General features: G+C 67.8%; 20 protein-coding genes. 7 read left to right on the forward strand and 13 right to left on the reverse strand.

Features of this window, described 5'->3' with window-relative positions:
* Positions 1 to 118 precede the first annotated feature (118 nt).
* Positions 119 to 1,030 carry a formate/nitrite transporter family protein gene (locus INQ42_RS11475; protein ID WP_194034385.1) on the forward strand — a complete coding sequence of 304 codons (912 nt, stop codon included), beginning with the start codon at positions 119 to 121 and terminating at the stop codon, positions 1,028 to 1,030.
* Between the two features lie 76 nt (positions 1,031 to 1,106).
* On the opposite strand, the gene arsS is transcribed toward INQ42_RS11475, so the two are convergent.
* The 5 genes from arsS to INQ42_RS11500 form a co-directional block, all read right to left on the reverse strand.
* Positions 1,107 to 2,081, reverse strand: a complete 975-nt coding sequence (arsS, locus tag INQ42_RS11480) for an arsenosugar biosynthesis radical SAM (seleno)protein ArsS (protein WP_194034386.1) — start codon at positions 2,079 to 2,081, stop codon at positions 1,107 to 1,109.
* On the reverse strand, positions 2,074 to 2,934 hold the full coding sequence (locus tag INQ42_RS11485) for a sterol desaturase family protein (protein ID WP_194034387.1): 861 nt from the start codon (positions 2,932 to 2,934) through the stop codon (positions 2,074 to 2,076). Before INQ42_RS11485 ends, arsS begins: the two co-directional genes overlap by 8 nt.
* A 79-nt stretch (positions 2,935 to 3,013) precedes the next feature.
* The gene (locus INQ42_RS11490) at positions 3,014 to 3,712 is read right to left on the reverse strand and encodes a TIGR04282 family arsenosugar biosynthesis glycosyltransferase (RefSeq protein ID WP_228064364.1); all 699 of its coding nucleotides are present in this window, start codon (positions 3,710 to 3,712) and stop codon (positions 3,014 to 3,016) included.
* Positions 3,709 to 4,446 (reverse strand): glycosyltransferase, encoded by a 738-nt coding sequence (locus INQ42_RS11495; RefSeq protein ID WP_228064365.1) that lies wholly within the window; start codon positions 4,444 to 4,446, stop codon positions 3,709 to 3,711. Before INQ42_RS11495 ends, INQ42_RS11490 begins: the two co-directional genes overlap by 4 nt.
* A gap of 15 nt (positions 4,447 to 4,461) precedes the next feature.
* Positions 4,462 to 6,615: an FAD-dependent oxidoreductase gene (locus INQ42_RS11500; RefSeq protein ID WP_194034389.1), complete on the reverse strand. Its 2,154-nt coding sequence runs from the start codon at positions 6,613 to 6,615 to the stop codon at positions 4,462 to 4,464.
* A gap of 284 nt (positions 6,616 to 6,899) precedes the next feature.
* Between INQ42_RS11500 and msrB the strand changes: the two genes are divergently transcribed.
* The 3 genes from msrB (at position 6,900) to INQ42_RS11515 (ending at position 9,029) form a co-directional block, all read left to right on the forward strand.
* On the forward strand, positions 6,900 to 7,424 hold the full coding sequence (gene msrB / locus INQ42_RS11505; RefSeq protein WP_194034390.1) for a peptide-methionine (R)-S-oxide reductase MsrB: 525 nt from the start codon (positions 6,900 to 6,902) through the stop codon (positions 7,422 to 7,424).
* Between the two features lie 305 nt (positions 7,425 to 7,729).
* Positions 7,730 to 8,218 carry a peptide-methionine (S)-S-oxide reductase MsrA gene (msrA, locus tag INQ42_RS12985; protein WP_248285385.1) on the forward strand — a complete coding sequence of 163 codons (489 nt, stop codon included), beginning with the start codon at positions 7,730 to 7,732 and terminating at the stop codon, positions 8,216 to 8,218.
* 94 nt (positions 8,219 to 8,312) lie between these two features.
* The gene (locus INQ42_RS11515) at positions 8,313 to 9,029 is read left to right on the forward strand and encodes a DUF1499 domain-containing protein (RefSeq protein ID WP_194034392.1); all 717 of its coding nucleotides are present in this window, start codon (positions 8,313 to 8,315) and stop codon (positions 9,027 to 9,029) included.
* Here the strand turns inward: INQ42_RS11515 and INQ42_RS11520 are convergent.
* The 4 genes from INQ42_RS11520 to INQ42_RS11535 all read right to left on the reverse strand — a co-directional run bounded on the left by INQ42_RS11520 (position 8,999) and on the right by INQ42_RS11535 (position 11,632).
* Positions 8,999 to 9,532 carry a hypothetical protein gene (locus INQ42_RS11520; RefSeq protein WP_194034393.1) on the reverse strand — a complete coding sequence of 178 codons (534 nt, stop codon included), beginning with the start codon at positions 9,530 to 9,532 and terminating at the stop codon, positions 8,999 to 9,001. The two genes, INQ42_RS11515 and INQ42_RS11520, sit on opposite strands and share 31 nt — an antisense overlap.
* 147 nt (positions 9,533 to 9,679) lie before the next feature.
* Positions 9,680 to 10,129, reverse strand: coding sequence for a hypothetical protein (locus INQ42_RS11525; protein WP_194034394.1), 450 nt, complete (start codon positions 10,127 to 10,129; stop codon positions 9,680 to 9,682).
* 152 nt (positions 10,130 to 10,281) lie between these two features.
* The gene (locus INQ42_RS11530) at positions 10,282 to 10,716 is read right to left on the reverse strand and encodes a hypothetical protein (protein WP_194034395.1); all 435 of its coding nucleotides are present in this window, start codon (positions 10,714 to 10,716) and stop codon (positions 10,282 to 10,284) included.
* 193 nt (positions 10,717 to 10,909) lie between these two features.
* Positions 10,910 to 11,632 (reverse strand): HAD family hydrolase, encoded by a 723-nt coding sequence (locus INQ42_RS11535; protein ID WP_194035882.1) that lies wholly within the window; start codon positions 11,630 to 11,632, stop codon positions 10,910 to 10,912.
* Positions 11,633 to 11,742: 110 nt separating this feature from the next.
* Here INQ42_RS11535 and INQ42_RS11540 point away from each other — a divergent pair, with 110 nt between their 5' ends.
* Positions 11,743 to 12,219 carry a hypothetical protein gene (locus tag INQ42_RS11540; protein WP_194034396.1) on the forward strand — a complete coding sequence of 159 codons (477 nt, stop codon included), beginning with the start codon at positions 11,743 to 11,745 and terminating at the stop codon, positions 12,217 to 12,219.
* 33 nt (positions 12,220 to 12,252) lie between these two features.
* Positions 12,253 to 13,419: a PQQ-dependent sugar dehydrogenase gene (locus INQ42_RS11545; protein WP_194034397.1), complete on the forward strand. Its 1,167-nt coding sequence runs from the start codon at positions 12,253 to 12,255 to the stop codon at positions 13,417 to 13,419.
* Between the two features lie 121 nt (positions 13,420 to 13,540).
* Here INQ42_RS11545 and INQ42_RS11550 read toward each other — a convergent pair whose 3' ends face one another.
* Both INQ42_RS11550 and INQ42_RS11555 read right to left on the reverse strand, forming a co-directional pair.
* Entirely contained in the window at positions 13,541 to 13,963 is a 423-nt protein-coding gene (locus tag INQ42_RS11550; protein WP_194034398.1) for a hypothetical protein, read from the reverse strand.
* A 187-nt stretch (positions 13,964 to 14,150) separates the two neighbouring features.
* Entirely contained in the window at positions 14,151 to 14,909 is a 759-nt protein-coding gene (locus INQ42_RS11555; RefSeq protein ID WP_194034399.1) for an N-acetylmuramoyl-L-alanine amidase, read from the reverse strand.
* Positions 14,910 to 15,031: 122 nt separating this feature from the next.
* On the opposite strand from INQ42_RS11555, the gene INQ42_RS11560 reads away from it, so the two are divergent.
* Positions 15,032 to 15,838: a YfaZ family outer membrane protein gene (locus tag INQ42_RS11560; protein ID WP_194034400.1), complete on the forward strand. Its 807-nt coding sequence runs from the start codon at positions 15,032 to 15,034 to the stop codon at positions 15,836 to 15,838.
* 182 nt (positions 15,839 to 16,020) lie between these two features.
* Here the strand turns inward: INQ42_RS11560 and INQ42_RS11565 are convergent, their stop codons facing one another.
* On the reverse strand, positions 16,021 to 24,705 hold the full coding sequence (locus INQ42_RS11565; protein ID WP_194034401.1) for a GH36-type glycosyl hydrolase domain-containing protein: 8,685 nt from the start codon (positions 24,703 to 24,705) through the stop codon (positions 16,021 to 16,023).
* Positions 24,706 to 24,830: 125 nt separating this feature from the next.
* Positions 24,831 to 25,667: a TSCPD domain-containing protein gene (locus INQ42_RS11570; protein ID WP_194034402.1), complete on the reverse strand. Its 837-nt coding sequence runs from the start codon at positions 25,665 to 25,667 to the stop codon at positions 24,831 to 24,833.
* Positions 25,668 to 25,680: the final 13 nt, after the last annotated feature.

A 25,680-nucleotide genomic window follows, 5' to 3' on the forward strand; every position in this document is an offset into this window, starting at 1 on the left:
TTGGACGGGTCGCATCGCATCCACGCGTGCGCCGACGGCGCCGCGGCGATGCATGCGCGTCACAGTTACCTGTGCGATAAAAGTCCGGCGCAGCCACTGCGCCAGCACCAGGTGACCCATGCCGGACGAGAACGACAAGGACGCGCGCAAGCGCGCCGATGAACAGGCCGAGGCGCGCGACGAAGCCGAAGTCGAGGAAACCCTGAAAGAGGAATCCGACAGCGGCTTCTCGCTCTCGGACGAGGAGCGGCGCGACGTCGAGGAGCGCAGTGCGCCGCGCGCGGCGCTGCTGCACGAGATCATCCGCCGCGCCGGCCAGGAGGAGCTCAAGCGCAACATCGCCACGCTGGCATGGTCGGCGTTTGCGGCCGGGCTGACGATGGGCTTCTCCTTCCTCGCCCGCGGCGTGCTGCACCGGCACATGGAAGGGCTGCCCGGCGCGTTCCTGGTCGACTCGATGGGCTACACCTTCGGCTTCCTGGCGGTGATCGTGGCCCGCCAGCAGCTGTTCACCGAAAACGTGCTCACTGCCGTGCTGCCGCTGATGACCAAGCCCAGCGCGCACAATTTCGGCCGGCTGTTGCGGCTGTGGTCGGTGGTGCTGGCTGGCAACCTGGTGGGGGCGACCGTGTTCGCCTTCGGCCTGTTGCACATGGATCAGTTCGATGCCGCCGGACAGGCGGCGTTTGTCGCGGTCGGGCGCGAGCTGATGGACAACAGCGCGCTGGAGATGTTTACCAAGGGCATCCTGGCGGGCTGGATCATCGCGATGATGGTCTGGATGATGGCCGCCACCGAGCGCTCGCGCGTGGCAATCATCGTGATCTGCACCTACGTGATCGCGATCGGCGGTTTCACCCATATCGTGGTCGGTTCGGCCGAGGCGATGTACATGGTGTTCGCCGGCGAGTCCTCGTTTGGGGACGCCGCGCTGCGCTTCGCCCTGCCCACCCTGGCCGGCAACGTCGTCGGCGGCAGCCTGATCTTCGCCCTGCTCAGCCACGCCCAGGTGCGCAGCGGCGGCGAGTGATCGGGCGCGAGCGGGCGAGATGCGCCGGCGGGCCGCTGACCGGACGCCGGGTTGATCGCCCTGCCCGGCCGGACGACTACACCAGTGCGCCGCCGCAGCTGGAGCCCTGCCCCGCCGTGCAGCCGTAGCAGTGCTCCGCGGTAGCGATCGCGCGGGTCACCGGACCGCCGAGCAGGTCGCGCAGGTGCGGCCGGGGTGCATCGCCGGCGGACGGTTCGCGCGCGCCCAGCGGCAGGTGCAGCATCTGGTTGAAATCGCAGTCGTAGACATGACCCAGGTAGTCGACGCTGATCAGTGAGCGGCACATCACACCGGGCAGGTTCTCCTTGCGATGGGCCTGCTTCAGGGTCGCCATGTAGGGGGCGAACTCACCCTTGGACAGCAGCCACGAGCCGTAGCGCTGGATCGGCATGTTCGCCATCGTGTAGAGCCGGTTGAACACGATGCCGAAATTGTCGTGCAGCAGGCGCTGGTAGTCGGCCTCAAGCTGTTCCTGCGGGGGCGGCAGAAACGCGCCATTCGGGTTGTAGACGAGGTTCAGCACCAGGCCGCTCCCGGGGCGCCCGTAGCCCAGCGCATTGAGGCTCTGCAGCGCGCGGATCGATGCCTCGAACACGCCCTTGCCGCGCTGCTCGGTGACATTCTGTTGGCTATGGCAAGGCAGCGAGGCGATTGCTTCCACGCCGTGGCGGGCCAGGAATTCGCCCACCCATTCGTAACCGGGCTCTTTCATGATGGTCGGGTTGAGGCGGTCCATGACATGCAGGCCGGCATCGCGGGCCTGCTCGACCAGCCAGCGGAAGTGCGGATTCATCTCCGGCGAGCCACCGGTCACGTCAAGCGTGCCCACACCGTGGCGATCGGCCACCTGCAGCGCCAGCTCCATCGTCGGCCGGTCCATCAGCTCGGTCCGGCGTGGGCCGGCGGCGACGTGGCAATGGACGCAGCTGAGGTTGCACAGATAGCCCAGGTTGAGCTGCAGGGTCTGCAGGCGGCCACGCGTGATGCGCGGGAAATCGCTGTCGCGCAGCAGCGGCCAGGTGTCATGCATCGGGGGCTTCCTTGTCGGCGAAGTGAGCCGGCGTTTCTCCGCCCACCGGCGCGGCACGGAAGGGCTGCAGCAGCAGCGCGGGCAGCCCGAGCTTTTTCGGGATGCGCCACTCCGACAGGCCGATCGGCATCTCGCGCTCCGGGCGCAGTGGGCGTGGGGTGTAGCTGCCGAAGATGCGATCCCACGCCGACAGCAGGAAGCCGTAGTTGCTGTCGGTCTCGTGGCGCAGCACCGAGTGGTGGGTGCGGTGCATCGAGGGGGTCACCACGGCCGCGCGCAGCCGCTGCTCGATGCGCGGCGGGAACGCGAAGTCGGCGTGGGTGAACAGGCTGGCGGCTGCGAGCAGGATCTCGAACGCGACCACGCCCAGCGCCGGAGCCCCGAGCAGATAGACGAGGCCGAGTTTCACCCCCATCGAGAAGGCCATCTCCAAGGGGTGGAAGCGCACCCCCAGGGTGACGTCGAAGCCCAGGTCGGAGTGGTGCACGCGATGCATCCGCCACAGCAGCGGGACCGCATGCAGCAAGCGGTGCTGGGCGTAGATCGCGGCGTCCATCACCAGCACCGTCAGCCCGATCTCGAGCCATGGGGGCAATCCGAGGAGGCCAAACAGGCCGCCACCGCGGGAGTGCACCGTCATCGCGACCGCCACGGCAAGCACCGGGAACACCAGCCGCAGCAGCCCGGTGTTGATGAGCATCAGTCCGAGGTTCGCCAGCTGCCGGCGCGCCGGGCGGGTGTCGCCACGCGCGGGCCAGATGCGCTCGGCGATGGCCAGCGCGCCGAGCACGGCGACGAAGCTGCCCAGACGCAGCGCCGCCTCGTGTTGCATCAGCCAGTCGCTCGGATTCATTGCGGCGCACTCGAGACGCTGGGGCACGAGTTCGGGCGGCATACGCGCGGGCAGGCGTGGATCGGGGCGTGCGCGGGAGTCATTGGCTCGGGTCCCTGTGCGGCATCGCAGGTGTGTCGTGCATCCATTGCGCCAGTGTGCGCTGCGCGGCGGTCGGCCCGGCGAGCAGGGCGAGCGCGCGTTGCACAGGCTTCAGGTCCTCGGCCCGATCCACGTCGGTCAGCGGTAGCAGCGTCTGCCAGCTTCCGTAGCCATCCAAAGAGTCGCGGAAGCGGCTTGCGGTATCCATCTGGCTGTAGCCGACGCGGGTCCAGGCCGGCAGCGGTATCGTCTTGTTGCTGCCGAACAGCCAGAAGCCGCCATCGCTGGCCGGACCCAGCGACAGGCGCGGCTCCGTGGGCCCGGGGGCGGCCAACCAGCGCGTCGCCTCACCGATCAACGGCGCCGTCAGTTGCGGAACGTCGGCACCGATCAGAAGCGCGAAGCCGTGCCGCTCCACCAGCGCCGAATGCACGCGGGCCATGCGCGTTCCCAGATCGCCATCGCCTTGGGCGATGGTGGGCAGTCCCGCCCACGCGCTCTCTGCGCCCGCTTCCGCCACCGCCCAATACGGGGCGATACCGAAGTCCGCCCGTGCCTGGATCGCCACCGATGCGACCGCGTCCGCTGCCAGCGCGTACCACTGCCGCGCGTAGGCCGTTCCGGTGCCGGCGGCCAGCCGTGTCTTCAGCGCCGATCGTCCCGGCGTCTTGACAAAGATCGCCAGCGCGCCGCTCACCGCGGCTGCTCCGGGCGCGAGAAGCGCCACGCCTGGCGCAGGGTTTCGCCGACGTGCCGCATCGTGGTTGCGGCCCAGCCACGCGCGGCATAGCGGCGGGCGCTGGTGTAGAGCGGCGCGCCGAGGGCGACAACCGGCGCGCCGGCGCGACGCACGCGCCAGACCAGTTGATGGTCCTCGCCGCGGGTGGTTGCCGGATCAAATCCGCCCACCGCAGTGAACAGGCTTCGCGGCAGCACGAGTCCCTGATCGCCGAATGGCAGGCGCAATCCGCGGCTGCGCATCCAGACGCCGGCGCTGTTGAGGCGCATCAGCGCCGGACCGTCGCCGAGGAAGCGCAGATCGAAGTAACCCAGCCCCGATCGACCTTCCGCGACAAAGCGCGCCAGCGCCGGCAGCGTTTCCGGGGCGAGCGCGGCATCGGCATGCAGGAACCAGAGCCACTCCCCGCCCCCCGCCGCGGCACCGGCGTTTTGTTGCAGCGACCGGCCCGCCGGTGAGTGCAAGACCTGCCAGCGCGATCCGGCAGGCGCATCCACGGCTGACATTCCGGCTGCCACCGGAGACTGTCCCTGGCGCACGGGCGGCGCTTCGCATCCCACCACGACCACCTGCGCACCGGTCGGGAGCCGGCGGAGCTGCTCGCGCAGTCGCGGCGACAGGCTGTCGCCGGGACCCACCGGAACCACGACGGTCAGCCGGGCCAGCGGCGCGAGCGCGGTGTCTGGCTGCACAGCCGCATCCACTGCTCAGCCCCGCCGCCAGGCGAAATAGCGCTTTGCCCAGCGCAGCACACCGGTCGGCGCGTTGGCGCGCTTCCAGTTGCCGGCGACGTGCTTGTTGGCTTCGGCAAAAGTCGGATAGACGTGGATCGTCCCCAGCAGCTTGTTCAGGCCGATGCCGTGTTTCATGGCGAGCACGAATTCGGCCAGCATCTCGGAGGCATGCGCGCCCACGATCATGACACCCAGGATGCGGTCCTTGCCCGGCGCGGTGAGCACCTTGACGAAGCCGGCATCGGCGCCGTCGGCGATCGCCCGATCCAGGCCGTCCAGTGCGTAGCGGGTGACCTCGACCGCGATCTCCTGCTCCCTCGCCTCACCCTCCGACAGGCCCACGCGCGCCACTTCCGGATCGGTAAATGTGGCCCAGGGAATGACCCCGTAGTCGACCTTGAACGACCACCACGGCGCCAGCAGCGCGTTCACCGTCGCGTACCAAGCCTGGTGCGACGCGACATGGGTGAATTGGTAGGGGCCGGTGACATCGCCGCAAACCAGGATGTTGGGGAAATTGGTGCGCAGCATCGGGTCGGCATCGATGGTCTTGCGCTCGTTGAGGCGCACGCCGAGCTCCTCCAGTCCGAAGCCTTCCACGTTGGCGCTGCGGCCCAGCGCCACAAGCAGGGCGTCGTATTCGAAGACCACCTCGGCGCCGTCGTGGTCACACACCAGGCGTTCGCCCGCGCCGCTGCCCTCGACCCGCGACGCCTTGTGGCCGGTGGCCAGATGCACGCCCTCGCGCTGCAGTTGGCTGGCGACCGCTTCGGCGGCGTCGGCATCCTCGCGTCCCAGCAGGCGCGGCGCCATCTCCACCACGGTGACCTGGCTGCCGAAGCGGGCGAAGGCCTGCGCCAACTCGCAACCGATCGGCCCGCCGCCGAGCACCAGCAGCCGTTTCGGCAGTTTGCGCAGGCCCCACAGCGTGTCGCTGGTCAGGTATTGCGCGCCGTCCAGTCCGGGAATCGGCGGCACAAGCGGCCGCGCACCGGTGGCGATGATCAGGCTGCGCGCGCTCAGGCGCTGCCCGTCGACCTCGATCTCCCACGGACTCAGCACCTTCGCTGCGCCGGTGATGACCTCCACCCCGAGGCCGGTATAACGCTCGACCGAATCGTGCGGTGCAATCCGCGCGATGACCTGCTGCACCCGCTCCATCGCGTCGGCGAAATCGAATTCCGCGGACATCCCGCGCACGCCGTAGCGCTGGCTGCGGCGCCCCTCGGCCAACAGGCGCGCGGTGCGCAGCAGGGCCTTGGACGGTACGCAGCCGGTGTTCAGGCAGTCGCCGCCCATGGCGTCTTTTTCCACCAGCCCGACCCGCGCCTTCACCGTGGCTGCGATGTAGGCCGACACCAGTCCGGCCGATCCGGCCCCGATCACCAGCACGTTGTAGTCGAACCGCGGCGGCTTCCGGTGGCCGCGGTACATCCGGCGCGCCGCCAGCCACGAGGTGAATCCCTTGGCGAGCAGCGGCAGTGCGCCCAGCAACACCAGCGCGACCAGCAGGCCGGGGGAAAGCACCCCGGCCAGCGAATCAATCCGCGCCAGTTGGGTGCCGGCGTACACGTACACCACGGTCGCCGGCAGCATGCCCAGCTGACTGACCCAGTAGAACGTGCGCAACGGCAGCGCGGTCAAGCCGGCCAGCAGGTTGACCAGGAAGAACGGGAATACCGGCACCAGGCGGAGGGTCAGCAGGTAGCGCCAGCCATCGCGCGCGATCCCGGCGTCGATTTTCTTCAGCCGCTCTCGGTAGCGCGCCCGCAACCGCTCGCGCAGGGCAAACCGGGCCACCAGAAACGCCAGGCTGGCGCCAATGCTGCTGGCAAACGAGACCAGAACCGTGCCTTCCAGCAGCCCGAACAGCGCGCCCGCGGCAATGGTCAGCACCGCCGCGCCAGGCACGGATGTGGCCGCGAGCGCGACATAGACCAGGAAGAACGTGCCCGCCGCCAGCCAGCGGTTCTGCCCGACCCATTCGCCCAGGTCGGCCTGACGGGCCTTGAGCTGCTCCAGGGTCAGCAGGTCGGCCAGCCCCGCGTGCCACGCCCAAAGCAGGGCCGCGATGGCGAGCAGCAAAGCGAGCCAGCCCCAACGTCGCTGGAACGCGTGGTCGTCCATCCTGCCTCCGGAGTTGCGGTGATCGGGTTTGCCGGACGCGTTCACCCGCCGGCCATCCCACGACCCCCAGTATGAAGCGTGCACGTGCGGCTTAATAAAGCGGTGCCTGCGCAAGTTGTTACGGATTTCCAGGGCAATCGGATGCCCGGCTTCAGTCCGTCAGGTCGGCGATGCAACCAGACAGCCCCGACGCACGTACGTAAAGGACAGGCCAGGAATGTCGCCGCTGCTCCCGCCGCAAAGCTCGACAGCGCCCTCCTGCCCGCCCCGAACCGGAGACCTCCATGAATCGACGCACCGTATTGCAGGGGCTCGCCGCTTTTGCAGCACTGCCTTTCCTTCCTGCGTGTTCCCGTGCCGCGGCCCCGGCTGTCGCGGCCGGAAACGCTGCGGTCACCTCCTTGGCGCACCCGCCGGCGTTCTGGCGCGACATGGTCAGCCCCGCGGCGTTCAGGGTGCTGTTCGAAAGTGAAACCGAGCGCGCCGGAAGCAGTCCCCTGAACGAGGAAAAACGCGACGGCACATTCGTTTGCGCCGCCTGCTACCTGCCGCTGTTTGAAAGCGCACATAAATACGAAAGCGGAACGGGCTGGCCCAGCTTCACCCAGCCGATCGCCGGCAGCATGCAGACCAAGCGCGACTTCGTGATGCTGATTCCACGCACGGAATACCACTGCACGCGTTGCGGTGGCCATCAGGGCCACGTGTTCAACGACGGCCCGCCGCCGTTGGGCAAGCGCTGGTGCAACAACGGCCTGGCGCTGCGCTTCGTGCCCGGCTCCGAATCACTTCCCGCGTTGAGGGGTTGAACATGACTGCATCCCGGTTTCCCGCTGCCTTGCGACGTGGCCTCGTACGGCCCGGCTGTCTGGTCACCTTGCTGCTGCTCGCCGCGTGCGCCCAGCCCGGGGCTGACGCGCGCGCGAATGGCAGCGCGAACGCCGGCCCGGGCGTTGCAACAGTGTCAGCGCCGTCGTCCTTCGCAGGCGCTGACGCGTCGCGCGCGAGCCCGCCAACCTCCGCGCAGGCCACCGCGTTGGATAAATCCGCGTCTCCAGCTGCGCCGCCATCGGCGACCGGGACCGCGATCTTCGCCGGTGGCTGCTTCTGGTGCATGGAACCCCCCTATGACGCGCTGCCCGGCGTCATCTCAACCCAATCGGGCTACATCGGCGGCACCGTAGCCAACCCGACCTACGCGCAGGTCTCCGCCGGGCGCACCGGACACGCCGAGGCGTTGAAGGTCACCTACGACCCGGCCAAGGTCGGGTATCCGGAGCTGCTGGAGGTGTTCTGGCGCAACATCGATCCGCTCGCCGTGGATCGGCAGTTCTGCGACGTCGGCGACCAGTACCGCAGCGCGATCTTCCCGGTCAACGATGAGCAGCGTCGCCTCGCCGAGGCCAGCAAAAAATCGCTCCAGGCCGACCCGCGCTTCCACCAGCAGACCATCGCGACCAGGATCGAGCCGACGGCGAGGTTCTACCCGGCCGAGGACACCCATCAGGACTACTATCGGAAGAACCCGGTCCGCTACAGGTACTACCGCTACAGCTGCGGCCGCGACCGTCGGCTGGAGGAAATCTGGGGCGAGGCAGGCTGAGGTCGGCCTGCCACCCCGACTCACCGGCGGTCTGGCAGACATTTCTTCGCCGTGCTCCAAGCCCAACGCGTTGCCAACCAGACTGGAATTCCGCATGCGCCTTTCCCGCTTCGTCCTTGTCATCGCGCTGCTTGGCGCGCTCCTGCTGTTGCTCGCCGGGCCCGGCACGCGGATGGATCTGTGGGATTTCCGCACCGGTTTCGGAGTGATGCGCTGGGCCGCCTACATCGGCCTGGGTGCGGCTGCAGTGGCGGTGCTGCTGTTGCTGGTTCCCTCATTCCGTCGGGCAGAAGGGATGGCGCTCGCGGCGGCTTTGCTGATTGGCCTGGTGGTTGCGTTCGTGCCCTGGAATGCGATGCGCGGCGCCAGGCAGGTGCCGCCGATCCACGATATAAGCACCGATACCGAGCGTCCGCCGCAGTTCGTGGACATCCTTCCCCTGCGCGCAGATGCACCCAATCCCGCTGACTACGGCGGCGCGGAGATTGCCCGGCAGCAGCTCGCCGCCTATCCGGAACTGGGTCCCTACACCAGCGCGCTGCCGCCAGCACAGGCATACGGGAAGGCGCTGGAGGCGGCGAAGAAAATGGGCTGGGACATCGTCGCCAGCGATCCGGCGAGCGGCCGCATCGAGGCCAGCGACACGACGATGTGGTTCGGCTTCACCGACGACGTGGTTATCCGGGTGGAAGCCGAAGGTCACGGCAGCCGTATCGATGTCCGCTCGGTGTCGCGGGTTGGCAAGAGCGATGTGGGGACCAACGCGAAGCGTATCCGGGCCTATCTGGCCGCGCTGGCACGCTTGGGATAGTGGCGCGAGAGGTCCTCGTCGATCTGGATCGGGCGGCCCCAGCGATCGTAGGTCGGCACGAATCCGCGCTTGATGCGGTCAAACCGGTCTGATCCCGGGGCGATGCCGAGTTGCTCGGCCACCGCGCTCCAGCCCTGCGCGTGGTCACGCTCCCACAGCTCAACCACGTGACGGCACGGGCGACCAAGCACTTCGGCGGCGGCGCAGGCGTAGTAGATATCGCCCGGCGCCCAGCGCTCATCTTCCAGCAGATTCTCCACCAGGTTCCGGGGCGCGCCGTAGTAACGCACCATCTCGTCGATGAAGGACTGGCGGTAACGCGCGCCGTAGCGATTGACGTCCTCCAGCTGGCTGTCCACCCATGGATCGCCGCTGCGCGGATTCCAGTCGAAGCGGAAATCCTGCGCGTTTGCGGCGCCGGCGCCGGCCAGCGTCGCAAACGCCGCGGCCATCGCGAAGACGCGTGTGCGCAGCTTCACGGAGATGGGGGGTGGAATGGACATGATGGGCTACCTCGAAGGCGATGCCGCCGTTGATCGGCGGCCAGGTGACCATGTTCGGATTGCGGCAGTGAACCCCTCCCGAACTCCGCCCGGCCTCGGCCGGAGCCGTTCAGGCAGGGCGGACGTGCGTCCTGAAAACGGACGTGATCAGCGCGAAATCACGAACTTGCCAAAGGCCACGCCAAGGTCCCAACCCTCGCCCTTCCCGGCCAACGCCAGGGAAACATCGCCCTTGGTCATGACCTGCGCCTTGGCCGATTTGCCTGCGCCGGCGTGGGCTTCTGCGGTGACATAGGTGCCGAGCACTTCATTGATGCTGTTGATGCCGGAGAACTCGCCGCGACCATCGGTGATACGGGTCTTGCCGAAGGTGATGCCGCCGCCCTTGGTGCGGATCTTCACCGCCATCGACGCGCCATTGTCACAGGTCACCGTGCCGGTGCCAGAGCCGGTCTTGTAGAACGCCGACCAGCCGGACAGGTTGAAGCGCAACTCGCAATCGGCGTTGCCAGCGGCGGCCACGGGAAAGGCCGCGGCGGCCAGCAGGGTGGCGAAGACCAGCGGAGCAAGACGGGTATGACGTTGTGGACTGGGCATGACCAACCTCCTGAGGGGATGCCGCCAGACTAATCGATGACCCTATTGCCGAGAGTGATGTGCGGCGGCCGTTGAAACGGCAGCGGCACCGTTTGGGCGGTGCCGCTGTATTGACCACTTGTCGCATCGCGGGCGGAAGCCGCGGGGCAGGCTCAGTCGTCCCAGCGGTGGTGACGTTTGCCGCGACGGTCGCGGTCGTAGCGCGGATCGTAGTACGTGGTCTGCGTCTTGACCTTGCACTTGCCGTGCTTGTTGCACTTCACGTCGCGGTCGCCGTGACCGCGGTAGCGCGACGAGCTCCCGTAATTCGAACGACCGTAATTGTTGACGTACGCGCGGCGTGGCGCGTTGCGGTAGTAGCGCGGGTGGCCGCGATCGTCGCGTACCACAACCAAGCGGTCGTTGTAGCCGTAGTTGCCATTGCGGTAGTACGGCTGGTCTCCACGGAGAACGACGTCCGCCACGTCCACGAGCACCCGGACCAGGTCATCGCCACTGTCGGCATGGGCAGCGGTGGGAGCCAACGCCACGGTGCCGAAACCGGCGGCGATCACGAATGGCGCTAGCCAGCGGGAAAGATTCGACATGAGGGCTAATCCTTGGTTACGCCGGTGCTCCGGCCCTGTTCCGACCATGCCGTGGCGCGCCTGAACGGATTTCCAACACTCCATGAAACGAGGTGATTTTGTTCACATAGCCACCGGTGCGGCCGTCGACCGCAGTCCCGCGCCAGCGCAGGGCGAGCCACACCCGGCCAGGACGCAGCCACGTCGAACCCTGCTACGGCGCCCGCTGTGCGACGGCGGCCAGTTCGGCTACCGCTGCAGGCAGCGCCGCCGCGGTGTTCACCTGGCGGAAACGCCGCTCGCCCTCGGGGACGGGCGCGGCGCGCTCGTGCACCCATGTCGAGTGATACGGCACATGGATGCCCCAACCGCCCAGCGCCAGCACGGGAAGGATGTCGGAGCGAAGGGAATTGCCGATCATCAGGAACTGCGGCGCCTGCAGGCCGAACTCGGCAAGCAAACGGCGATAGGTCGCTGGATCCTTCTCGCTGACGATCTCGATCCGGCCGAACAGGTCGGCCATGCCGCAATCGCGCACCTTGGATTCCTGGTGGAAGAGGTCGCCCTTGGTGATCATCACCACCGGGTGCTCGCGGGCGATCGCCTCTACGGCCTCGGCGATGCCCGGCAGCAACTCCACCGGATGGCGCAGCAGTTCCTTGCCCAGGCCGAGGATGCGCTGCAGGTCGGTGGCGCTGATGCGCGCGTCCGACAGTTCGATCGCGGCCTCCAGCATCGACAGCACCATGCCTTTGACGCCATAGCCGAACACGCCGATGTTGCCGCTCTCCACCTGGTAGAGCCGATCCCGTGCACCGGGCCGATCCAGGTCGGCCCAGGGCGCCAGGATCTGCTCGAAGGCTTCCTGGGCCTCGTCAAAATAATCCTGACTGCGCCACAAGGTGTCGTCGGCATCAAAACCGACCATCCCGATCATCTTCTCCATCCGTCGATTATGCCCCGCGGTGCAACGCCGGCCGACCCGTCACGCACGCCTAACCGCGCCCCTTACACGATCAGGCGCTCGACGATGCCCCTGGAGACGCCATGACGGAACGCCACGTTTTCTGCACCCCCGACATCAACACCGCCTCGCAGGTCATGGCGGCAGCGCGTTCGTCGGGGATCGAGGACGACAACATCCTGCTGGTCGCGCGTTCCGACATCGAACTGGAGCAGATCCCCGACCAGCGCAAGGAAGCGGACACCGACATGCTGCCCGCCGCGGCGCGCGGTGTCGGCTACGGTGCCGGCGCAGGCCTGCTGGCAGGCCTGATCGCCGTCGCGATCCCGCCGGTGGGGATCACCATGGCCGGTGCCGCCGCGGCGACACTCGCCGGTGGAGCGATGGGCGGATGGATCTCCGCGCTCATGGGTTCCAGCCTGCCCGACCCGGTGCGGCAGCAGTTTGAAGACCGTATCGAGGCGGGCCAGATCCTGGTCATCCTGGACGGGGATGAGGACGTGCTGGAAGCCGCCGAGCCCGCCATTGTCAGTGCGGGCGGCAACCGGCTACCGTTCTAGATCCTGTCGCGCCGTAAAAGCTGAGGATTCACCATGCGAAACGCCATTCCCACGATTCTCGCCCTGGCGTTGCTGGTCGCTTGCAGCGATGGCAACGGCACGCCCGCAGCGACGACAGCGACCGACGACGCGAGCCAGGGGATGGAGACCAGTGACCGCCCGTTCGCCGTAAACGAAATCGCCGTTTTCGACGAGCCGTGGGCAATGAGCTTCCTGCCTGACGGCCAGCACCTGCTGGTCACGCAGAAGCCGGGGCAGCTGAAACTGGTCGGCCTGGACGGCAGGTCCGCCGAGATCACCGGCGTGCCGGAGGTTGCCTACGGCGGCCAGGGCGGCTTGGGCGACGTGGTGCTGCATCCGGATTTCAGCAGCAACGGGATGATCTACATCAGTTACGCCGAAGCCGGCGAGCGTGATACCCGCGGTGCTGCGGTGGCGCGTGCCAGGCTGGTTACCGACGCCAAGGGCGGCGGCAAGCTGACCGGGCTGGAAGTGATCTGGCGCCAGGTCCCCAAGGTCAAGGGTGAGGGCCACTATGGCCACCGCATCGCGTTTGGTCCCGACGGTTACCTGTGGATCAGCTCCGGCGAGCGACAGAAGTTCGACCCCGCGCAGGACATGGCGTCCAACCTGGGCAAGGTGCTTCGGCTCAATGACGATGGGACTATCCCGGCCGACAACCCGTTTGCGGGCGACGGGAAAGTCGCATCACAGGTGTGGTCGCTGGGCCATCGCAATCCACTTGGAATCGCCTTCAACGCCAAGGGCGAGCTGTGGGAAATCGAGATGGGTCCGAAGGGTGGCGACGAGCTGAACCTGATCGAGCGCGGTGCGAACTACGGCTACCCGATCGTCTCCAACGGAGATCACTACGACGGCCGCCCGATTCCCGACCACGACACCCAACCGCAGTTCAACGCTCCCGCCATCAGCTGGACGCCGGTGATCTCGCCCAGCAGCCTGATCTTCTACAGCGGCGACCGCTTCCCTTCATGGAAGGGCAGCGCCTTTGCAAGCGGCCTGTCCTCACAGTCGCTGGTGCGGATCGCCTTTGACGGCGACAGGGCCAGCGAGGCGGAACGCTTCGACATGGGCGAGCGCATCCGCGCGGTGGCGCAGGGCCCCGACGGCGACCTGTACCTGCTCGAGGACGGCCCCAAAGGCCGGCTGCTGCGCCTGGCACCCCCGTCGACGGAGTGACGTGCGCCCCCAGCGGGTTGCGCCCCCACGCGATGCGGACGGGGCGGGCGGGATGAGCTCCAGCAACCGCCAATGAGATCCCGAGCGCTGCGGCGTGTCGCGCGGCAGCGCCGGGGTCCGCTCAGTTCTGCTCGTCTTCCTCTTCCAGCTCGGGTTCATCGAGCTTGCTGCGGGCGTCCCGCTCCGCGTGGGTGACGTAGCCGTCGCTGTCGGCGTCGGTCATTTCAAAGTTGCTGTCGAAACCCGGATTGGCACTGCCTTCACTGCGACTGATGCGGCCGTCCCCATCGGCATCCAGTTCGTCCCAGCGAAAGTCGTCGCGCACTTCCGAAGGCGGCGCTTCAGCGGCCGGGTCAACCACCAGTTCGTCGCCCTCGCTGATGATCGGCGGTGGGGATATTGCCTCCTCGACCTTCTCCAGCGGATCGGCGGTTTGCTCCTGGGCTGCGGCGGGGGTGGCAAAGGCCAGGCCGCTGACCAGCGCCAGACTGGCGGCACCAGCGAGCAGTGAGTGAGTCATCGATCGGTCACCGGAACGTTTCATGCGCACTCTCCTGAGGATGTGGGTGCCTTGAGCCTTTGCCTTGCCGGCTGTACGCCCGATAAGCCGCGTCCCGCTTGACGGTGCGCTCACAACACGACGACGTTGCGTTTACGAATCCGCCTGTTCAGCTGGCCCCGCCGAGCGGATGTTGGTGCGTTGCAACATGCGTCTGCGACGATCGCTGCGCTTACGTTCCGGATGCCGACGGCAACTCCATCAATTGCAGCTGCAGGTCGTAAAGGAGCTCCGCATCCCCTTCGAGCCACTCGCGGTCCTCGCGGCCACGGAAGTGGCGATGGAATGCCGCCAGCGCTGCTTCGGGGTCACGCAGGTCGTAACCGACCAGGCGCAGCGCCGCCCAGGCATCGAATCCCGCCGGAACCGGAGCGCGGAGCTCGCGTGGCCACAAGCCATAGCCGGCCTGCGCCACGCGCTGCCAGGGAAAATGCACGCTCGGGTCGTCTTTCTTGGTCGGCGCGACATCGCCATGTCCCACCACCAGATGCGGCTGGATGCCCAGGCGGTCGGTGAGGTCGGCCAGCAGCACCAGCAGCGACTCGATCTGCGCATCGCTGAAAGGCTCGTTGCCGTCGTTGTCGAGCTCGATGCCGATGGAGATCGAGTTGATGTCGTCCATGCCGGCCCAGCGGCTGGACCCGGCGTGCCAGGCGCGCTCCTGTTCGGCGACCAGTTGGTAGCGGCGGCCATCCTCGCCGATCAGGTAATGCGCGCTCACCCGGCCGCCGGAGTTGCGCGTCTGCAGGACCAGCAGCGCACCCTCGGCGCTGCGCATCGCGGTGTGGTGGATAACGATCATGCGCGCACGCCGGGGCTCATGATTGGGCGAGGCGTGCCAGTCGGCCAGCGGGTTGCGCGGCGGTGCGGTGGCACAGGCGCTGACCACAAGCAGGCACAGCACGGCAGCAATACGTTGCAGGGCTCTCATTGGCATTCCAGGATTTGCAATCGATCGCCTACGGTAAGCCAAGCACGCGCGTCGCTGGCTGTTCACGCCCGCGCCACCGTGGTTCCGCTCTCATGGCCGCCCTCCCCCCAAGGACCAGCACCATGCCCAAAAGTTTTCCGCTGCAGTTGCTTCTGCTCGCCTCCGGCGTCGCCCTCGCCCTTCCCGCCCACGCCATTGACGACGATCGCTTCACCTTGCGGATCGGCGCGATGAACGCCGATGCCCAGAGCACGTTGCGCGGCCGCACGGATATTGGCGGCGACTCGATCGGTTTCAGCGAGGACTTCGATTTCGGCGGCAAGGAAACCGTGCCACGCCTGGAAGGCCAGTTCCGCTTCAGCGAGCGCAACCGCCTGCTGTTCAACTATTTCAACTACAACAAGGACCGCCGGCTCACGCTTGACGATGACCTCGACTACGACGGGAATGTGATTCCCGCCGGCAGCTTCGCCAAGAGCGAGGTGGATTTCGAGGTCGCGAGCGTCGTTTACGATTTCGCGGTAACCGAAACCGAGACATTCAGCTGGGGCCTGCAGCTGGGCGCGGAGTACGCCAAGCTGGAAGCCAAGGTCGTTGCCGAGGCAGGGGAGGAAACCTACCGCGAGCGCGAGAGCTCCGACGGTTTCGCTCCGGTCATCGGCACCCGGTTCACCTGGGCGCCTGCGGATGCGTGGCGCGTGGTGGCCCAGGGTCAGTACTTGAACGCGTCCTGGGGCAGCTTCGGCGACTACCGCGGCGACCTGAGCCGGGCCAATGCGCTGGTCGAATACCGCTTCACCCGGAACTTCGGCATCCACGTCGGCTATGACTGGTTCAAGCTGGACGTCGACAAGCGCGGCAGTGACGGCGTGCTCGGCCTGGAGCAGGAGTTCAAGGGACCGATTGCCGGAATCACGCTGGCGTTCTGATCCGCTCCGGACGTCGCGCGCAGGCTCCCCGCGGGTTGGTCGGGGCAAGCTCAAACAAAACGCCCGCATCCCTGCGGGCGTTTTGCTGTCTGCGACGACCCCGCTAATTCCCGCGGGGCCTCTGTGCGACTGCCGGCCACACCCGCCAATCCGCGCTTGCTGATGGGCTAGCTCGTCACGCGTCAGACCCCGGTCGCCGCGTCCAAGGCCTCGCCGGGACCATCGGCCAGGAATACCTGCACCTCGCGCGGGTTCTGGTCGTCCAACAGCCGGAACGACAGGTCCGCCTGCGCCACGCCGTCCAACAGCAGCCGCGTCGCGTCGCCTTCGTGATCGCGCGACACCTCGATCCGGTATTCGGTATCGCCGTAGCGGTAGCGCATCTGGAAGCCGGGCCAGTCGTTTGGCAGCGTCGGATCCAGGTGCAGGCGGCTGCCTTCGCGCCGGATGCCAAGCAGTGACTCGACCATCAGCCGGTACATCCAGCCCGACGAGCCGGTGTACCAGGTCCAGCCGCCCCTGCCGACGTGTGGCGGAACGGCGTACACATCGGCGGCCATGACGTAAGGCTCCACCTTGTAGGTATGCAGCGACGCGGCCGCGCCGTGGTTGACCGGATTGATCATCCGCATCAGCTCCCACGCCCGCTCGGTGTGGCCGCTGCGGGCGAAGGCCATCGTCGCCCAGACCGCCGAATGGGTGTACTGGCCGCCGTTTTCGCGGACACCGGGCACGTAGCCGCGGATGTAGCCAGGGTCCTGCGCGGTCTTGTCGAACGGCGGATCCAGCAGCTGGATCAGGCCGGCCTCTTCGCGCACCAGGTGCTCGTCCAGCGAGGCCATTGCCTGCGTCGTGCGCTGCGGGTCGCCCGCGCCCGACAGCACCGCCCAGCTCTGGGAGATCGAGTCGATGCGGCATTCGTCGCTGTCTTTGGAGCCCAGCGGCGCGCCGTTGTCGAACCAGGCGCGCTGATACCACTCACCGTCCCAGGCGTGTTTCTCCAGGTTCTGCTGCAGCGTTTCGGCGGCTTGCAGGCACTCGGCGGCGAAGCGGTGGTCGAGGTGCGCCTCCGCCAGCGGCGCGAAGTGCTGGAGTACGTCGTAGAGGAAGAAGCCCAGCCACACGCTCTCGCCGCGGCCGCGCTCGCCGACACGGTTCATGCCGTCGTTCCAGTCGCCGGTGGCGATCAGTGGCAGGCCGCGTTCGCCGGTCAGCTCCAGGCCACGGCGGATGGAACGCACGCAGTGCTGGTACAGACTCTGGCGCAGGGTCGAGCGCAAGGGCAGGTCGAAGTAGGACTCCTCGCCCGGAGCGACCGGACGGCCCTCGATGTAGCTGACCGGTTCTTCCAGCACGTCGCGGTCGCCGGTGGCTTCCACGTAGCGGCATACCGCGAGCGGCAGCCACAGGTAGTCGTCCGAGCAGCGTGTCCGCACGCCGCGGTCCTGCGGCGGGTGCCACCAGTGCAGCACATCGCCCTCGGGGAACTGATGCGCCGCGCTGCGCAGCAGGTGGCTGCGGACCATGGCCGGCTCGGCGTGGACCATCGACATGGAGTCCTGCAGCTGGTCGCGGAATCCGTAGGCACCGCCGGACTGGTAATAACCGCTGCGGGCCAGGAACCGGCAGGCGATGGTCTGGTACATCAGCCAGCCGTTGGCGAGGACGTCGAACGCTGGCTCCGGGGTGTCGACCTGGATCGCCCCCAGCGTCTGCAGCCAGTACATGCGGACCCGGTCGAGGGCGTCATGGGCGGCGTCGTTGCCGCGATGGCGGCGGGCGACGGCGACGCACTCGCCCCAGTCCTCGCCCATGCCGAGGCGGAACACGGTCTCGTTGCGTTCGCCCGGCTCCAGGGTGATCGGGACCTGGATGGCGGCCACCGGATCCAGCCCGGCACCGATCTGGCCCGAGAGGCGCTCGCGGGTCAACCCCGCCGGCGCCTGCAGGGTGCCGTTGCGGCCAATGAACTCCAGGCGGTCGCCGGTGATGCTGCGCTCGTCGGCGCCGGCGTCGGTGTCGAAGAACGCGACCCGGCCTTCGAACTCGGTGTTGTAGGGGTTGCGCGCGGTGAGCACGCCACTGTCACCGTCGATCTCGGTGATGACGTGCATGCCCGTCTTGCCGTGCAGGTCGCCCAGGATCCACTCCACGTAACCGGTGGCACTGAGGCGACGCGGACGACCGGAGCGGTTGGCCAGCTTGAGCACGCTGAATTTCACCGCGTCGTGCAGGTCCACGTAGACCCAGAGTTCACTGATGATCCCGTTTTCCTCGTGCTCGTAGACGCTGTAGCCAAAGCCGTGGCGGGTGCGGTACGGCCCGGTGCCGCGGCACGGCAGGGGCGTCGGCGACCACACGTGGCCGGTGTCCTCGTCGCGCAGGTAGAACGCCTCGCCTGCTGGATCGCTGACCGGATCGTTGTGCCACGGGGTCAGCCGGAACTCGTGCGCGTTCTCGCCCCAGGTGTAGCCCGGCGAGCTTTCGCTGACCACGCAGCCGAACTGCGCATTGGCCATCACGTTGGACCACGGGGCGGGTGTCGTCTGCCCGTCGACCAGGTCGATCACGTATTCGCGCCCGTCCGGGGAGAAACCGCCGATGCCGTTGTCCAGGATCAGCTCGCGAGCGCCGGGGTCGAACGGCCACGCGTCGAAGCTGGCCCGCGGCGCCGGGCCCTCGCCCGCGTGGCGCGGCATCAACTCGTACTGCTCCGGTGCCGGGCCCAACAGGGCGGCCAGCGGCGGCGCCGGCGGGCGCACCTCCAGTTGCTCGGCCAGGCTGCCGCGCCTGTCGCTGAGCACGACCCGGGCGACGGCCTGCATGAGGATGCGGTCCTCCTGCGACATCTGCTGGGTCGGGCGCACGAAGATGCCGCCGGGACGGTCGATCAGGTGGGCGCCGGCACCGGCGGCGATCAGGCCCAGGACCTGGTCCTGCAACTGCTGGCGGTAGCCGGCCTGGTCCTCGTTCCAGATCACCAGGTCCACCACCAGACCTTTGAGGCGCCAGTAGGCATGCGCCTGGGCCAGCTGGCGGACCAGTTCGATATTCGCGACATCGGCGATCTTCACCAGCACGATTGGCAGGTCGCCGGAAATCGACTGCCCCCACAGGCCCGACTGGCCGCGGCGGTTCTGCCGCAGCAGCGCTGGTTCCGCACGCAGCGCGGAGTTGGTGTAGAGCACCAGTCCGGCCAGACGCTCGTAGAGCTGGGCGTGGATCTGGGTGGCGTTGATCTGGTTGCGCACCACTTGGCTGTGCGTCCACGCCATGTCGAACACGCGGTCGGCCAGGCCACGGTCGCGGTACTTGTCGATCATGCCGCTGGCGTCACCGCGGGTCGGGCTGACGCCGGAGACCATGTCGATACTGGCCACCTGACCTGGTGCCAGGGTGATGCGGCAACGGATCGCCACGATCGGATCCAGCACCGACCCTTCACTGCCCGAGAGCTGGTCGGATGTGGTCAGTGCGTCCGGACTCTGCAACGTGTTGCCGCGGCCGATGAAGCGCGAGCGGTCGGTCTCGTAGGAGATCGCATCCACCGACGCATCGTGCACGGCGACCAGATGGAACATCCACGGCGGCGTCTCGTCGAGCTCGCGGCGGCGCCGGGTGCACAGGATGGCCTGGCGGCCGCGATCCAGCTCGGTCTGCACAAACAGGTTGCTGAAAGCCGGGTGCAACTCATCGGCAATCGCCGGCGCGAGCACCACTTCGGCGTAGGTGGTGATCTCCACGGTGCGGGTGGTGCTGGCGCGATTGGCGATGCGCAGGCGGCGCAGCTCGATGTCGTCCTCGGGTGACACCGCGATCGCCGTGTGCATCTCGAAATCGCGGCGACGCCCGCGGAACTCGGCCTTGGCGTCGGAGAAGATCGCCTCGTAGGCATCCACGGCGACCAGACTGGGCTGATAGGAGGTCGACCAGAAATCGCCGTCGTCCACATCGCGCACGTAACAGAAGCTGCCCCAGTGGTCGCGCACGGCGTCCTCGCGCCAGCGCGTGACCGCGATGTCGTCGGTACGGCTGTAGCCACCGCCCGCGCAGCCGACCATCACGTGGTAGCTGCCATTGGAGAGCATCTGGATCGCCGGCAGCTCCATGTTGGGCGTGCGGAAGATCCGCAGGCGGGTTTCCGCCTGGTCGGTACGCTTGCCGGCGCTCGCCGCTTCGGCCGCGTGCGGGTGCAGCATGCCGGTGCGCGGGATGCGCTCCTGCAGCAGCAGCAGCGTCGCTTGCAGCTCCGGATCAGCCATGAAGCGGCGCTGCATGGGCTGGTCGCGGAGCAGGTAGTCCAGCGCCAGCAGGCCCATGCCCTGGTGGTGGACCATGAACGAGCGCACGACCACATGGTCCTTGCCCGGCGGCAAACGCGCCGGGGTGTAGTCGATCGCCTCGTACAGGCCGAAGCGGCCGGTGAAGCCCTTGCGGGTCAGCACCCGCAGGTTCTCGGTGGCTGCCTGCGGGGCGACCATCAGCGCCATCATGCTGGCGTAGGGCGCGATCACCAGATCCTGCGCCAGGCCCCGCTTGAGGCCCAGCCCGGGCACGCCGAAGGCGCGGTACTGGTAATTCATGCGCGCATCGAACAGCTGGTAGCCCGACTCCGATATGCCCCACGGCACGCCGCGCTGGCGTCCGTACTCGATCTGGCGGTCGACGCTGTTGCGCGCGGTCTGGTCCAGCAGTGTGCCGCGATAGCTCGGCATGACCAGTTGCGGCATCAGGTACTCGAACATCGAGCCGCTCCACGACAGCAGGGTCGGGTCGCCGTCCACCTCGGTCAGCAGCCGGCCCAGGGCGAACCAGGTCTCCTGCGGCAACTGTCCCTGGGCGATGGCGACGAAACTGCCCAGGCGCGCCTCCGATGCCAGCAGGTCGTAGTAGCCGTTGTCGCAGCGCTGCTCATCGACGTTGTAGCCGATGACCAGCAGACGCCGCGCGGGGTCGTAGAGGAAGCCGAACTCGGCCTGCGCGCACTGCCCGGCAATATGCGCCAGCCGCTCCAGCTCGGTGATCCGGTCGCGCGCCTGCCCGGCGATAGCCGGCGACGCGTGTGCGGTGAGCTCGCGCAGGCTGGGGATCGCGCCCGATGCCGCGTTGTCCGCGGAACTTGCGTTGCCCTCTGCGTCGGCGGACATCCACGCAAGCTCGGCGGCCAGGGCGTTGCACTGGGACTGCAGCGCGTCGGCCCAGTACGCCGAGGCCTCGCTGCCGGCGGCGTGCTGGCGCACCTGCTCGGCGTGGTCGTGCAAGCGATGCGCAAGCGCAGCGGCAGCGCCCAGCGTTGCAGGCGGGGTGGCCATCGCCGCATCCAGCTCGTCGGACATCGCGGCGATGGCAGTGACGGTCGGCACATCGCCGAGCGATTCGCGCAGTACGTCCAGGGTGTCGGCCACGCCCTGCCAGGCCACCGGGGTGACGACCGGTGCGTCCAGCATCGCCAGCAGTCCCTGGCGCAGGGTCAGCAGGTGGCCGGAGAGGTTGCCGCTGTCGACCGCGGAGATGTAGCGCGGCGGCAACGGCTGCAGGGTCTGGGTGTCGTACCAGTTGAAGAAGTGGCCGCGGTAGCGCGGCAGCGCCTGCATCGTGCCCAGCGTGCCGCCGACACGCTCCATCAGCGTTGCCGTGGTCACGTAGCCAAAATCCCATGCGGCCAAGTCGGCCAGCAGCGACAGGCCGATGTTGGTCGGGGAGGTGCGGCGCGCGACCACCAGGGCCGGGTATTCCTGCACGTTGTCAGGCGGCAGCCAGTGGTCCTGCGCGGTAACGTGGCTGTCGAAGAACGCCCAGGTACGTCGGGCCAGGCGCCGCAGGAATTGCAGCTGGTCCTGCGTCAGCGCGGTCGCCGGTTCGGCGCGCGGCGAGCCCAGCCACCACATCAACCACGGCGACGCGAACCAGGCCAGCAGCACCGGCGCGGCCACCAACAGGGCGCCCGGACGGACCAGCGCCAGCGCGACGCCCACCACGATCGCCACTACCGGCGCGGTCCACATCGAGCGCACGGTCGCCAGCGCATCGACCGGCAGGCTGCGGGCGACTTCGCTTGACGGGTTCCATTGCAGCAGGTGGCGCCGCGTTGCCAACCGCCACAGGGTCTTGCCGATCGCGGCGAGGCTGAACGCCGCCTCGTACGCAAGGCACGCCACTGCGAGCGGGGCGTGGACAAAACTGCGCAGGCTGGCGAACGCCGCCTGGCGCAGGTGGGCGCGAACCGACAGATCCGGCGGCCTGCGGGCGAAGTCGACGATGGATGCCAGCAGCGGCGGAATCAGGTAGATCGAGAAGATCCACAAGGTCCACGCCAGCGGCATCTTGGCCTGGAACCAGCCGATCAGCAGCAGCGCCAGCACCGCGGCGGGCACCAGGCTGCGGCGCAGGTTGTCGACCAGCTTTCCGCGCGAGAGCATCGAGAGCGGATTGCGCTCCCACTTCCGTCCAGCGCGCTGGACCCAGGGCAGCAGCCACGGCAGCAGTTGCCAGTCACCGCGGATCCAGCGCTGGCGGCGCTTGACGTCCACGGCGTAGCGCGACGGGTACTGCTCGTAGAGCTGCACGTCGCTGACGACCCCGGCCCGCGCGTAGCACCCTTCCAGCAGGTCGTGGCTGAGCACGCGGTTGGGCAGGATGCGGCCGTCCAGCGCACGCTCGAAGGCATCCACGTCGTAGATGCCCTTGCCGACGTAGGAGCCCTCGTTGAACAGGTCCTGGTAGACGTCCGACACGGCGCGCGTGTAGGGGTCGATGCCCGGCTCGCTGCCAAACAGGCGCGCGTACCAGGAACTTTCCTCGCCGCTCATGTTGATGCCGACCCGCGGCTGGAGGATGCCGTAGCCGCGCGTCACCACGCCGCGCACCAGGTCGAATACCGGGTGGTTCAAGGGATGTGCCAGCGTGCCCACCAGTTTGCGGGCAGCGTCACGCGGCAGGTCGGTGTCGCTGTCCAGGGTGATCACGTAGCGCACGCCTTCCAGCTCCGCGATGTCACCGGTGATCTCCATGAAGGCGGCGCGGGTGCCGCCACGCAGCACCCGGTTCAACGCAGAGAGCTTGCCGCGCTTGCGCTCGTAGCCCATCCACACGCCTTCGCGCGGGTTCCATGCACGGGGACGGTGCAGCAGGAAAAACAGGTCGTGGCCGTTCGCGTAGCGCTCGTTCAACGCGGCAATCTGCGTACGCGCAGCCGTCAGCAGCGCCTCGTCACCGGGCATCACCTGCTCGGGCGCATCCAGGAAGTCCGATAGCAGTACAAAACGCAACTGCGGGTCGCGGTTGGCGAGGAACCGGACCTCCAGCGCCTCGACCAGCTCGCTTACCGCGGCGATGCTGGACAGCATGGTGGGTACGGTCACCACGGTGCGCGCGGAAGCGGGGATGCCAGTGGAGTAGTCCATCCGCGGCAGGGTGCGCGGCGTCGCCAGCAGGGTCGCGCCCCAGTTCACGCAGGCCACGCCCAGCTCGCTGAAGGCGACCACCCCGAGCAGCCCGATCAACAACAGCAATCCGTCGCTGATGGCCAGACGCGCGGCCTCCACCACCAGGCCCTGGGTGAAGAACGCCACGATCAGCGCAATCGGCAACATGTAAGCCAGCAATGGGACCCGCCGCGCACCCTTGCGGATCGAGGCCTCCAGGGTCGGTCGTGCGCCCAGCGCATGTTCCAGCGTCGCGCGCCCGTCGTCGGCGAGATAGAAACCGACATGGCTGCGGATGTCCTTGGTCTGCGCCGCGCTCTGACGGGCCAGTTCGAGCGCCTTCTTCGCGACGTCGATCTCCTCCAGCCGCCCGCGACGAGCGATCTCCTCGGTGAGGTGGCGGTAGCGGTCGCGGGTGGCGAAATCCATGCGCGAGTAGGTCGCGGTGGGGTCCTGCCGCAGCACCGCATCCACCAGGCTGGCCGACTCGACGAACTCCTGCCAGTCCACCAAAGTCAGGAAGCGCAGGCTGCTGATGCTGTTGCCCACCGACATCTGGTCCGAAGACTGGGTCTGGCCGTCGGCGTGGACGATCTGTTCGACATCGGTGCCGCCATCGGCCAGCCACTGCTCCACCCAGGTCAATGCCAGCGCCAGCACCGAGCCCTGTCCCTGCACCTGGCGCACCAGCTCGGCGACGAAGGCCGGCGTCATCGGCGGCTGGCTGCGGGCCATGTCGGCGATCACCAGCACCAGGTCCTTGGGCCGCTTCTCGGCGGCGGTGGTGAGCCGGTCCGCCCAGATGTCGGCCAGATCCATGTGCACGCGATCGGCGGCGATGCGCAGGCCGACCCGGCGCAGGTTTTCGATCAGGGCCAGACGCAGCATGATCGGAATCGCCCACAACTCACCCAGTTTGAGCGGCGCAACTTCCTGGTAGGCGGCGACGAACCGCGCCAGGCTTTCGATCTCCAGCCGGCCATCGCCGTGGGAGATCGCGTTCAGGGCAATGTCGTACACACGCGGCAGGCCGGCCGAGGGTCCGTTGGCCAGGCGCGGCAGTTCGCGACTGTAGCCGCGCGGCAAATGCCGGCGCGCGATCGCGATCTGTTCCTGCACCAGGTAGATGTTGTCCAGCAGCCAGTCGCTGGCCGGTGTGATGCGCCGGTTGGCCTGCGCCGATTCGGTGAGCATCGTGCAGGTGTGGTCGAGCAGACGCCGGTTGTCGCTCAGGCGCTCCAGCAGCGACTCGGTGTGCGGCTCACTGGCCGACTGGAGCTGGTGGACGGCGGCGAGATGGCGGCCGTGCTCTTCCATGCGCTGGGCGCTGAACAGCGAGTCGCGCAGCGGCGGCTCCTCGACGGCGGCCACCGGCTGGGGGCGGCGCGCGAACCTGCGCAGCAGGCCCGACTTCCGGTCGGACGGCGGCGTGGATTGCGGCATGCGAACAGATTTCCCGTTATCGCGCGTGGATTACGCGTCCGCGCATGCTCGCAGAGGCCACACCAAAATTCCGTGAAACGCGGGCTACCTCCGCACTGCCGGAAATTCCCCGCCATCCGCAGGGCTCAGCCGCACTTGGAATAGCCGCAATTGAGGCAGGTGGCGCAACCGTCCATGATCACGACCGCCTTGGTGCTGCACTTGTGGCACATCGCCGCGGAGGGCGGAAATGCCACGCCGCCATCGCCGGTGACCGCCACATCCTCGCTGCGCGGAGTGTCGCTGACCCGCGGCTCGGGAAACAGGTGGCCGCTGAGTTCGTCCCGCGGCGGCAGCTCGGCGGCGTCGACCTTCTGCGCAAGCGGGGTTACCTCAGTTTTTTTTTTGGACTCCATGGCCGCGTACGCCGCGCGCTTCTCGGCGATCAGCTCGCGCTGGGAGGCGCTCATCTCCGGGTCCTGGATCATCCCGATCGATTTGAGGTGCTCCTCCACGATGCTGCCCAGCTCGGCCACCAGCGAGGGCATGTAGACGCCACCGGCCTTGAAGTAACCGCCGCGCGGATCGAACACCGCCTTCATCTCCTCCACCAGGAAGGTCACGTCGCCGCCCTTGCGGAACACCGCCGACATGATCCGGGTCAGCGCCACGATCCACTGGAAGTGGTCCATGTTCTTGGAGTTGATGAAGATCTCGAACGGCCGACGGTGCTCGTGCTCGCTGCCGGCGTTGAGGATGATGTCGTTGATGGTGACGTACAGGGCGTGCTCGAACAGCGGCGTCTTCAGCTTGTAGGTCGTCCCGATCAGCGTCTCCGGGCGCTCGATCTTCTCGTGCATCTGGACCACGTTGCTGTCCATGTCGGCGGCCTGGGCGGCATCCTGCGCCGCGGTTTCGCGGACCCGGTCCTCGGCGCTGACGACGCTGTAACCCTTGATTTTCTGGTCGATCTTCATGGCCATGGGCCAGACTCCT

Origin of the sequence: Lysobacter avium (assembly GCF_015209745.1) — a bacterium.
Lineage (GTDB): Bacteria > Pseudomonadota > Gammaproteobacteria > Xanthomonadales > Xanthomonadaceae > Novilysobacter > Novilysobacter avium.